Genomic DNA, 10066 nt, shown 5'->3' with positions numbered 1-10066 from the left:
GACAAAGTCCCTCGGTAATTAGTCCGTCAGTTTCCCTCGGTAATCACATTTTTACGCGTGCATCGTAAACAGCCGCTCTTTCTAAAACCTGACCAGGATAAATAAACCGTACTAAGGCTAACGCCATGGCACGCCCTAGCCTGCTGGGCCAGAACGGGTAGAGACAGGAAAAAAGCACAACAATTGAGCGGAAACCATGACCTATTTTCGCCCATTAATTTCGTCGCCAATGCTTACAAAATTATGAAATTTTAGATACAGAATGATCGCGAAAATCACGAACGGCATGCACAGATAGAGAATGATCCGGTCATTTGCCCATTCAGTGATTCGTGAGCTTGGTGATGAAAAATGTTTTAGCGGGATTCAAAAATTCTTTCCGTCTCGCTATGAATCCGAGAAACGGTTCTGGCGCTTTTGCAATAAATGCTGCTCCAGTTTGTGGAAATAGGTATAAACCGCGTAAAGAAAAGCGCCTGCTACGGGCAGCGCGAAATACCAATGCTGCTTGGCTACGGCCAGTATGTTCAATATTTCCGCGCCAAAAAAATAGGCCGGGGTTATCGTAATCGCCGCCCATACCCAAGCGCTGAGCAGATTGATCAACGCAAACTGCTTTGCCGAGTATTTGGTGATACCTATCGACATGGGAATGACGGTACGCAAACCATACATATAGCGCTGCATGAAAATAATGGGCCAGCCGTATTTTTTCAGCAGCAAATGCGCAATCGCAAATTTGCGCCGCTGGTTATGCAGTCTGCGCTGAATAAAGCCTTTGTTAAAACGGCCGATATAAAAATAAATTTGATCACCGGCGAAACCGCCAAGGCCGGCCACGAAAACCGCCATGAAGTACTGCATATCGCCAGTATGAGACATGATTCCGGCCATGATCAGGCCGATTTCACCTTCTAATATGGACCACAAGAACAGGATAATGTAACCGTATTCCTTGAGCCAACCGATAAATAACTCTTCCATTAAACTTTAAATTTCAGTGAGATACCGCTCCAACTGCAACCATGACCATGTACACACAGAGCTTCATCTATTATGCAATCACCCATCAAGGCATACAGCCTGATTGGACATAAACAAAAGACTATAGGGTAATAGAGCGATCAAAGCAACCAACTAAAGAAAACTTTGGCTGAACGCTCATAATCGCGCTCCGGTTTCAAAGGCGCGGCATGAATATTTCAAAGGACAGAATGTGCCGGGCTTGATGGCTGTATCTAATCCTGATTGCCCCTGCCTTGCAGGCAAACAGCTTTACCGCTTTCCCGTGTTTTTATATAAAACAATAAGCTGTCAAACAGGGATTAATAGACAATACGGTCCTGTCACGAGAAATTTCAAAATGAACATGTTGCTAAAAACTTAAGTTAAGTAATTCATGTCTTAAATTTTAAGAACGTAACATCAGTTCTGAATAACTGATGTTACGCACAAATCGTTTCTGGCGCGCCGGGTGATTCAGGTCTGCACTGCGAATTTATTCGCAGTGCTTGTATATCACGGGTTGTCCTGAGTCGAATGAATTCGACCTTACAACTGCATAACATCAGTAAATAACTCAAATCATGTCGCTTTCTGAATCAAAAATAAATAGAGGCATAGCATGCAAGATCTTTTCAAATATGCTGATGAAATAGGGCCTGCAAAAATCATTCATATCTATGAGCCTTCCGCCGGCCTGAAAGGGATACTGGTCGTGGATAATGTCGCCATGGGCCCTTCTATCGGCGGAGTGCGCATAGCCATGGATGTTAGCCTTGATGAATGTTTTCGTCTTGCGCGGGCCATGACTTTCAAAAATGCCGCCGCCGGCCTGTCTCACGGCGGGGGCAAAATGGTTATTTACGGTGATCCCAAAATGCCCAAACACCAAAAACAGCAGATCATACGTGCCGCCGCTGCGTCGCTGCGTAATGAAGAATCCTATATCTTTGGACCGGATATGGGTACAGATGAAGAATGCATGGCCTGGGTCAAGGACGAAAACGGCCGAGCTATCGGCTTGCCAAGAGAGCTGGGCGGCATTCCTTTGGATGAAATCGGTGCGACAGCCTGGGGCGTATATCATGCGGCAGGCGTTGCGTTGCGTTATCTGAATTTTGATTTGAAAGATGCGAAAGTCGTGATTCAGGGCTTCGGTTCTGTCGGCAAGCATGCCGCCCGGTTTTTATCCGGACAGGGTGCAAAATTAATTGCCGCCAATGACAGCCGCGGCACTATCTACAACCCGGAAGGTTTGGATATATCAGCGCTGTGCGCGCTTAAAAATGAAGGTAAAAGTGTTGCCGATTATCCTGATGGCAAACGTCTGGAGATGGATGAGATTATCGATATAGAATGCGATATCTGGATCCCTGCCGCCCGTCCCGATGTTATTAATGAAGACAATGTACACCGGCTCAAAACCCGCTTGATTGTGCAAGGCGCCAATATTCCGGTTACCGATGGCGCTGAAAAGCAATTGTTTGAAAAAGGCGTCATGTGCATTCCTGACTTCATTGCCAACGCAGGCGGCGTCATCTGCGGTGCGGAAGAGTACCACGGCGCGACGGTAACAACCGCATTACAAACCATAGAGGAAAAAGTCAGACAAAATACGGAAAAAGTTTTGGAAATTTCCCAAAGGCAAAATATTCCTCCTCGTGAGGCGGCTATACAAATGGCTACCGACCGCCTTAAAAAAGCCATGTCCTTACGGCGCTGGTCGCTTTTTTCATCAGCGCCGCATTTCAATTAGAAATCGAACCGGTCATTGACCAAACAACATTTCTTAAAAATGATGTTACGCAAGGAAGATTTTATCCCGTTTGCCACGCCAAACATCGCAGCTTTTAGCGGCGGCAGGCTGGATTGCTAACCCAGCATTTCGGCCGCCCATGCTGGGTTTGGCAACCTAGCCTGCCTACACGCTAATTGTTCATTCTTAATATCCATAAATCCCTCTCATTCACCTGTCGATACGACTTAATGAGTACGCATCTTCTGTTGCGATTCGAATCGCATTGATGGGGATGGTGCCGACTGAAAGCAGGCGCTCGCCAAGGCTTTTAAAAATTGACGAGCGAGGCGCAGATACGCCGGTTTATGAAGCTTTTGCCGATTCACTGGCATTATCAAGAAACTTCCGGTAATTGATCGATACCTTAAGGCCCGCGAAACGCCCGGCCATTCTGACCAGTTCCTGAGTCGATTTATCGAAAGTCAGTTTTACCTCGCTTAAGGCGCGGTCTTCATAGCCCTCTTCTATGCCATGGGTTTCCAGCAGAAAATGATAGATATACACTTCGTTTTCTTTTTCCACCTGCACTTCCAGCGGCGCGCCCAAATGCGCGACGACCGCCGGCTTCCTGGGCAGATCGGCGGAAATCTTTTCTAGCAGGTCAGTATTGGCGCGGAGCTGCTGTTTTTCCTTATCGATCTCGGCGCCGCCGATCGAACGCAGCGACACTTCCAGAAACTTCGGTGGCGCGATTTGCAGGAACAAAGGCGAGAAAGACCAGGAGGTGATGCGGTCTTCCTTGTTGAAAGTCAATTCGGAATAAAACTTGATCTCAGGCTTAATCACCTGGTTGTGGCTATCGACCTTGCGAAACCAGTACCGGAAGCGCCGCCCTTCCGGAGTTGCATCATTCTCGCTGGGATACAGCTTGGCCAGCGATACAAAATCCTGACTGTACATGATCGGCTTTTTAAATTCCAGCGTAAAATCATCGGCCGCCGCCACGCTAAAGTAGCGGTCGAATTCGCCCATTTGCAGATAAGTCTGATAGGCTCGCAGCCAGTAAATGCAGCCGGTCAATGAAACGGCCAGCGCCAGCAGGCCGATTAGGCGGAGTCCTCGCTTCATGACGACGCTATTAATGCCGCGTTTCGGGTCCATTCGCTGTCTTCTCTTGGGACAGAATGCCTTCCACGTCAACCTTGTCAAAATGATAGTGGGCACCGCAGAATTCGCAGCCCACTTCAATGACATCCCGCTCTGTCAGAATGCTTTCCAGCTCCGCCCGCCCGAGCGCCAACAAGGTCCGTTCCAGTCTTTCGCGGGAACAGGCGCATTTGAATTCAACCGGCTCGGAATCGAACAGTCTGACTTTTTCCTCATGAAACAGACGATGCAGCATCTGTCCGCAATCGAGCGTCATCAGCTCCTGCTCAGTCACGGTGTTTGCCAGCATCTCGATGTGGTCCCAGTCAGACCGGTAACTCTGCTGAGCCGGCAGCTCCTGCAACAGCAAACCGACCGCCTGCATATCGTTGGCGAACAGCCACAGCCGGGTGCGCAACTGCTCCGACTGCGTAAAATAAGTTTCCAGGGCATTTGCAAGACCTGCGCCCTGCAGCGGCACGATGCCTTGATAAGGCTCGCCTTTTTCAGGCTCTATGGTCAGCACCAGGCGCCCGTGTCCGAACATCTGCTCCAGCGTACTGCCTGACGCCCTGTCGGCGCTTCTTACCAGCCCTCTGATTTTTCGATCATGCGTGCACTGCGCTACCAGCGTTTTCAGGTCGCCGTCGCCCTGCGCCTGCATAATCATCGAACCTCTGAATTTGACGGTCGCGGACAACATCGTGACCGCCGCCAGCGCCTGCCCCAACTGCTGCATCACGTTTTGCGGGCCTTGCTGATGCGCCTTCGCCGCTTGCCAGCTGTCCCTCAGCTTGACCCATTCACCACGCACGCCCATGTCTTCGAATAAAAAGCGGCGCAAAACATCTTGCTCTATCATGATTCTCCAGTTAATTGTATGTGCTTTATTCTCATATCAGATCAGAGTAACCTGTGTTCAAACAGTTCCTAATCCACCTACGAAGGGCTATAGCTATGATTATCTCATCAAAAAAGCTCGTACTGCCAGACCCGGCGAACGCATTGCCCGGCCGTGATACACCGATGCCCGTCATCAATCATCACTTCGTTACCGGCAATCCAATCCTGCCGCCATTCCCGCCCGGCATGGAACAGGCCTTGTTTGGCCTGGGCTGCTTCTGGGGCGCGGAGCAGAAATTCTGGGAGCATCCGCACATATACAGCACGGCTGTCGGCTACAGCGGCGGCTATACGCCCAACCCGACTTACGAGGAAGTCTGCACGGGACTGACCGGCCATGCCGAAGTCGTAAAGGTCATTTACGATTCGGCTTTGACCTCGTATAGCGAACTGCTGAAGCTGTTCTGGGAAGCCCACGATCCAACCCTGGGCATGCGGCAAGGTCCTGACATCGGTACGCAATATCGCTCAGGCATATACACTTACACTCGTGAGCAATTCGAGGAAGCACTTGAGTCAAGAGACCATTACCAGCAGCGCCTCACAGAGGCAGGACGCGGAGAAATAACAACCGAAATTCGGCCGGCCGGAGAATTCTATTACGCCGAGGACTATCATCAGCAATACCTGGCCAAGAGGCCCATGGGTTATTCCTGTGTGATACCGATTGAGCTCAGCGGACGCCCCCGATACGAGGATTAGAACAATACCCGATGTTCTGTATGGAATCAGACATGAAGCGGTCATAATACTGATTGATACTGCCTGTATGGAAGTGCCGGATCATTGCCCGGCGCCGGTTATTAATTTATGCCCGTCCGGTGGGCTCATTGTATAATTCCGTACACTGTTTTTTATTTATAGACAAAGCAAGGACCGATTGACCTTTATGACCTCTGAAAAGCGCCCGAATCGCCGCCGCCGTGGCATTTATCTGTTACCTAACCTGTTCACTACGGGAGCCATGTTTGCCGGCTTCTATGCCATTACCTCGGCGATGGGCGGACGATACGAAACCGCAGCCATTTCTATTTTTGTTGCGATGGTGCTGGATGGACTCGATGGCCGCGTGGCGCGCCTGACCAATACGCAGAGCGAATTCGGCGTGCAATACGACAGTCTGTCGGACATGATTTCGTTCGGCGCGGCGCCGGCTCTGGTCATGTATATGTGGGCTTTTTCCAGCCTCGGCAAGCTGGGCCTGTTCGCGGCCTTCGTTCATATGGCCGGCGGCGCCTTGAGGCTGGCGCGTTTCAATACCCAGGTCGAATCTGCCGACAAGCGTTATTTTCAGGGGTTGCCCAGCCCGGCTGCGGCCGCCATTCCGGCTGGATTTATCTGGATCTGTCTGGAATATGGCTATGACATTGAAATGCTTAAATATGTCGCTATCGTGTTGATGATCAGCACGGGATTGCTGATGGTCAGCAACTTTCGCTATTCCAGCTTCAAGGAAATCGATTTGAAAGGCAAAGTGCCATTTGTTGTGGCCACTGCCGTTATGCTGGGCATCGCTTTCGTGATGGCACAGCCTCAGATCATGCTGTTTGCATTATTTTTGGCGTACGCGATTTCAGGGCCGGTCATTACGCTGGTCATGCGCAAGCGCCGGCTGCAGGGGCGCAAACCGTAAAAAATCTGCTTGAGAGCCCCGTGTCATTCGCGTATAGTCATGATCATGTCCATCCAGCCCGTTATGCCTTTTAACAACGTTTTTACTGTCACCCTGCCTGACGGGCCAGAGCCGCGCGCATTGCTGTGTCTATCTTTAAGATTCCTGCCCTGACGGGCGCATTCTTCTCTCTTACTTTGTTTAAACCCTCTTTACTAATCGCTATCAGCGGAACCGCTGATAGTTCTCCATGCATGGAGCCCCTATGAAAGACAAGTTAATTATATTCGATACTACCTTGCGCGATGGCGAACAAAGCCCAGGCGCTTCCATGACGCGTGATGAAAAAGTCAGGATTGGCAAGGCGCTGGAGCGTTTGAGAGTAGATGTTATCGAAGCCGGCTTCCCTATCGCCAGCATCGGCGACTTCGAAGCCGTTCAGGCCGTGGCCAAAGCCGTGAAAGACAGTACCGTATGCGGTCTGGCCAGAGCGCTGGACAAGGATATCGACCGCGCCGGCGAGGCGCTTAAAGGCGCCAACCGTTCGCGCATCCATACGTTTATCGCGACATCGCCGATTCATATGCAGATGAAACTGCAGATGGAGCCGGAGCAAGTGATCGAGTATGCGGTCAGAGCCGTAAAACGCGCGCGGCAGTATACCGATGACGTCGAATTTTCAGCCGAAGACGCCGGACGTTCGGAAGAGGACTTTCTGTGCCGTATTCTTGAAGCTGTCATCGATGCCGGCGCCACGACGCTAAACATCCCCGATACGGTCGGCTACAGTATTCCGCAACAGTTCGGCGAGACGATCGCCAACCTGATCAGGCGCATCCCGAATTCGGACAAGGCCATTTTCTCGGTCCATTGCCATAATGACCTGGGACTGGCCGTTGCCAATTCCCTGTCGGCTGTCATGAACGGCGCGCGCCAGATTGAATGCACGATCAACGGCCTGGGCGAGCGCGCCGGCAATGCCTCGCTGGAAGAAGTCGTCATGGCGGTCCGCACCCGTCAGGATGTGTTTGCCTGCCAGACCGCCATCGATACGCGCGAGATCGTCACCTGTTCAAAACTGGTCTCGTCGATTACCGGCTTCCCTGTGCAGCCCAACAAGGCCATCGTCGGCGCCAATGCCTTCGCGCACGAATCCGGCATTCACCAGGACGGCGTGCTGAAAAGCCGCGAAACTTATGAAATCATGCGCGCCGAGGATGTCGGCTGGACAGCCAACCGCATGGTCATGGGCAAACACTCCGGCCGCAATGCCTTCAAGAGCCGCATGACTGAACTGGGCTTTGAATTTTCTTCCGAAGAAGAGTTGAACGATGCCTTTTTCCGCTTCAAGCAACTGGCTGACAAAAAGCATGATATCTTCGATGAAGACCTGCAGGCGCTGATATCGGAAGTCGGTTTCGAAGCCGAAGACGAACATGTCAAGTTGATTTCGCTGAAGGTCTGCTCCGAAACCGGCGAAATTCCTAACGCGACGGTCGCCCTGCGCATCGACAATCAGGAAATCATGGGCAAGGCCAGCGGCAGCGGCGCTGTCGATGCCAGCCTTAAAGCCATCGAAGAGATCGTGCAATCCGGGGCCGCACTGGAGCTTTATTCAGTCAACAACATTACCAACGGCACCGACGCCCAGGGCGAAGTCACGGTACGCATTGAAAAAGCAGGCCGCATCGTCAATGGCCTGGGCGCCGATACGGATATCGTGATTGCTTCGGCGAAAGCCTATGTCAACGCCATCAATAAGCTGCAGACGCCGAATCAGCGCCGGCATCCGCAGAAAGGTGATGTTTAGCCTTTTAGTGAACTGTCATGGATAACGCGCTGCGCTTGCAATATCTGGAGGCGATGGGCATCGATATCTGGGTTCCCAGAGCCGCGCCTGCGCCCGACAGGGATGAGCAGCTGCTCATTGATAATGCAGCGCCGGAGGCTGCCGCACTAGCGCCGACTGATCATGAGCCGGCGCAACCTGGACCGGATAACTGGGAGTCTCTGCAAGCCGAAGTGGCGGCGTGCCGGAAATGCGCTTTATGCGAGACGCGTACCCAGACCGTTTTCGGCACCGGCAATAAACAGGCCGACTGGATGGTGATCGGCGAAGCGCCCGGACAAAGCGAAGATCTGCAAGGCCAGCCATTTGTCGGCAAGGCCGGACAGTTGCTGACGGAAATGTTGCGCGCGCTGGGACTGGCCCGGGAGGATGTCTTCATCGCCAATATTTTGAAATGCCGGCCGCCCGGCAATCGCGACCCCAAACCGGACGAGATTGACGCCTGCCATGCGTATCTGCAACGGCAGCGGGCGCTTGTTCAGCCCAGGATCATCCTGGCTGTAGGGCGTATTGCCGCCCAGGCCTTGTTAAAAACCGAGGCCCCGCTAGCCAGGCTCAGAGGCAAAGTGCATACTTTAGATGAAACGCCGGTCGTTGTGGTTTATCATCCCGCCTATTTATTACGGTCACTGCCGGACAAGCGCAAAGCCTGGATGGATTTACAGTTGGCGATGAAGACGTACACAGAAGGTTGATTATGCGGGCAATGTTAGACAAGATAAAAAATTGGCTGGTTTATGATGCGGACAGGGAATTCTATGCCAAGGTATTTCCCGGCTCTGTAAATAGAAAGGATTTAATGCGTATTAGGAGAATGGCTGTATCCGATCTGCCCAGCGTGGCAGCCATCGAAAAAAGAGGCTATCCATTCCCATGGGGCGAGGATATTTTCAAGGATTGCCTGAAAGCGCGCTATGACTGCTGGGTTTGCGAAGAGCAGGATAAAGTGCTGGGATATTGTATCGCTTCCATCGCTGTCGGTGAGGCGCATGTTCTGAACCTCTGCGTAGACCCTGCCGAGCAAGGCCAGGGCATTGGCCGGAAGCTGCTGGAGCATCTAATTGAAACGGCAAGGGAACGGGCCGAAACCGTTTTCCTGGAAGTGAGGCCTTCCAACAAAAACGCTATCGCTCTGTATGAAAACATGGGCTTCAACGAAATAGGCATCAGGAAAGGCTATTATCCGGCTGAAAATGGCCGCGAAGATGCGCTAATGATGGCGCTGGAGCTTTTTTAACAAGCCGTACCGCAAGGACGCTTTATTATTCCCCGATTTAGATACTGGGCTGATCCGCTAGTCAGACATGTGCTTCATCCCCGCCCCGGCCAATAATCCGGACCAACATGGCCGCTGCCGGTCATCTTCATGACCTGGCCGTCGTAGGTGCGAATTCACTTGTGCCCTTTAGGGTATTCGCACTTAATGACCTCTTTAAAAATAACAGTGTTTCGGATCAAATACCGTGCAGGGCATAAGTAATTCCCCTGCAACGGCGTAACATCAGTAAAAAATTCTATTCCATTCCGCCCAAATCATCAAAGCCTCTTGCTGAGGCCTATCAAGCTGCGCTTTTACGTCCGGTGAAACACGCCCCCTCTATCCATACGATTTATTGAAAATAATTAAACTATGTTATTTAACGCATGAAAATAGGTCATTTGCCACAAATGTAAACTTAATATTACATGCGCATAAGCGTTCACTTACATTTTAATCTAGGTATCTTCCTAATTATATAAGTGAATACTAAACCTGATGACCTACCGAATATAATGGTATGAAAGTTGCTTATTATTAGAAAATTATTAACTAATA

9 protein-coding genes are annotated in these 10066 nt (G+C 51.1%); 6 read left to right on the top strand and 3 right to left on the bottom strand.

Going from position 1 to position 10066, the window contains the following annotated elements; all coding sequences use genetic code 11:
* Positions 1 to 387: 387 nt before the first annotated feature.
* Positions 388 to 984: a DedA family protein gene (locus IT781_RS17920; protein WP_194971545.1), complete on the bottom strand. Its 597-nt coding sequence runs from the start codon at positions 982 to 984 to the stop codon at positions 388 to 390.
* 640 nt (positions 985 to 1624) lie between these two features.
* Here IT781_RS17920 and IT781_RS17915 point away from each other — a divergent pair.
* Positions 1625 to 2758: a Glu/Leu/Phe/Val dehydrogenase gene (locus tag IT781_RS17915; protein ID WP_194971544.1), complete on the top strand. Its 1134-nt coding sequence runs from the start codon at positions 1625 to 1627 to the stop codon at positions 2756 to 2758.
* 345 nt (positions 2759 to 3103) lie between these two features.
* Here the strand turns inward: IT781_RS17915 and IT781_RS17910 are convergent, their stop codons facing one another.
* Positions 3104 to 3901, bottom strand: a complete 798-nt coding sequence (locus IT781_RS17910) for a hypothetical protein (protein ID WP_194971543.1) — start codon at positions 3899 to 3901, stop codon at positions 3104 to 3106.
* The gene (gene hslO, locus IT781_RS17905; protein WP_194971542.1) at positions 3879 to 4748 is read right to left on the bottom strand and encodes an Hsp33 family molecular chaperone HslO; all 870 of its coding nucleotides are present in this window, start codon (positions 4746 to 4748) and stop codon (positions 3879 to 3881) included. Before hslO ends, IT781_RS17910 begins: the two co-directional genes overlap by 23 nt.
* A 95-nt stretch (positions 4749 to 4843) precedes the next feature.
* Between hslO and msrA the strand changes: the two genes are divergently transcribed.
* From msrA to rimI, 5 genes are all read left to right on the top strand, one after another.
* Positions 4844 to 5491, top strand: a complete 648-nt coding sequence (gene msrA / locus IT781_RS17900; RefSeq protein WP_194971541.1) for a peptide-methionine (S)-S-oxide reductase MsrA — start codon at positions 4844 to 4846, stop codon at positions 5489 to 5491.
* Between the two features lie 187 nt (positions 5492 to 5678).
* On the top strand, positions 5679 to 6422 hold the full coding sequence (pssA, locus tag IT781_RS17895) for a CDP-diacylglycerol--serine O-phosphatidyltransferase (protein WP_194971540.1): 744 nt from the start codon (positions 5679 to 5681) through the stop codon (positions 6420 to 6422).
* A 244-nt stretch (positions 6423 to 6666) separates the two neighbouring features.
* On the top strand, positions 6667 to 8211 hold the full coding sequence (locus IT781_RS17890) for a 2-isopropylmalate synthase (RefSeq protein WP_194971539.1): 1545 nt from the start codon (positions 6667 to 6669) through the stop codon (positions 8209 to 8211).
* 17 nt (positions 8212 to 8228) lie between these two features.
* Positions 8229 to 8945, top strand: a complete 717-nt coding sequence (locus IT781_RS17885; protein ID WP_194971538.1) for a uracil-DNA glycosylase family protein — start codon at positions 8229 to 8231, stop codon at positions 8943 to 8945.
* 2 nt (positions 8946 to 8947) lie between these two features.
* A complete protein-coding gene (gene rimI, locus IT781_RS17880; protein ID WP_194971537.1) occupies positions 8948 to 9487 on the top strand; it encodes a ribosomal protein S18-alanine N-acetyltransferase in 540 nt (179 codons plus the stop codon).
* The last annotated feature ends 579 nt before the right edge of the window (positions 9488 to 10066 follow it).

The sequence above is a fragment of the Methylobacter sp. BlB1 genome, assembly GCF_015476545.1.
Classification (GTDB): domain Bacteria; phylum Pseudomonadota; class Gammaproteobacteria; order Methylococcales; family Methylomonadaceae; genus Methylobacter.
This window is presented reverse-complemented; position numbering and strand designations above follow the sequence as displayed.

Bases quoted from the DNA above. Each gene is read 5' to 3' on its own strand.
- IT781_RS17920 (WP_194971545.1), bottom strand. From the start codon at position 984: ATGGAAGAGTTATTTATCGGTTGGCTCAAGGAATACGGTTACATTATC.
- IT781_RS17915 (WP_194971544.1), top strand. From the start codon at position 1,625: ATGCAAGATCTTTTCAAATATGCTGATGAAATAGGGCCTGCAAAAATC.
- IT781_RS17910 (WP_194971543.1), bottom strand. From the start codon at position 3,901: ATGGACCCGAAACGCGGCATTAATAGCGTCGTCATGAAGCGAGGACTC.
- hslO (WP_194971542.1), bottom strand. From the start codon at position 4,748: ATGATAGAGCAAGATGTTTTGCGCCGCTTTTTATTCGAAGACATGGGC.
- msrA (WP_194971541.1), top strand. From the start codon at position 4,844: ATGATTATCTCATCAAAAAAGCTCGTACTGCCAGACCCGGCGAACGCA.
- pssA (WP_194971540.1), top strand. From the start codon at position 5,679: ATGACCTCTGAAAAGCGCCCGAATCGCCGCCGCCGTGGCATTTATCTG.
- IT781_RS17890 (WP_194971539.1), top strand. From the start codon at position 6,667: ATGAAAGACAAGTTAATTATATTCGATACTACCTTGCGCGATGGCGAA.
- IT781_RS17885 (WP_194971538.1), top strand. From the start codon at position 8,229: ATGGATAACGCGCTGCGCTTGCAATATCTGGAGGCGATGGGCATCGAT.
- rimI (WP_194971537.1), top strand. From the start codon at position 8,948: ATGCGGGCAATGTTAGACAAGATAAAAAATTGGCTGGTTTATGATGCG.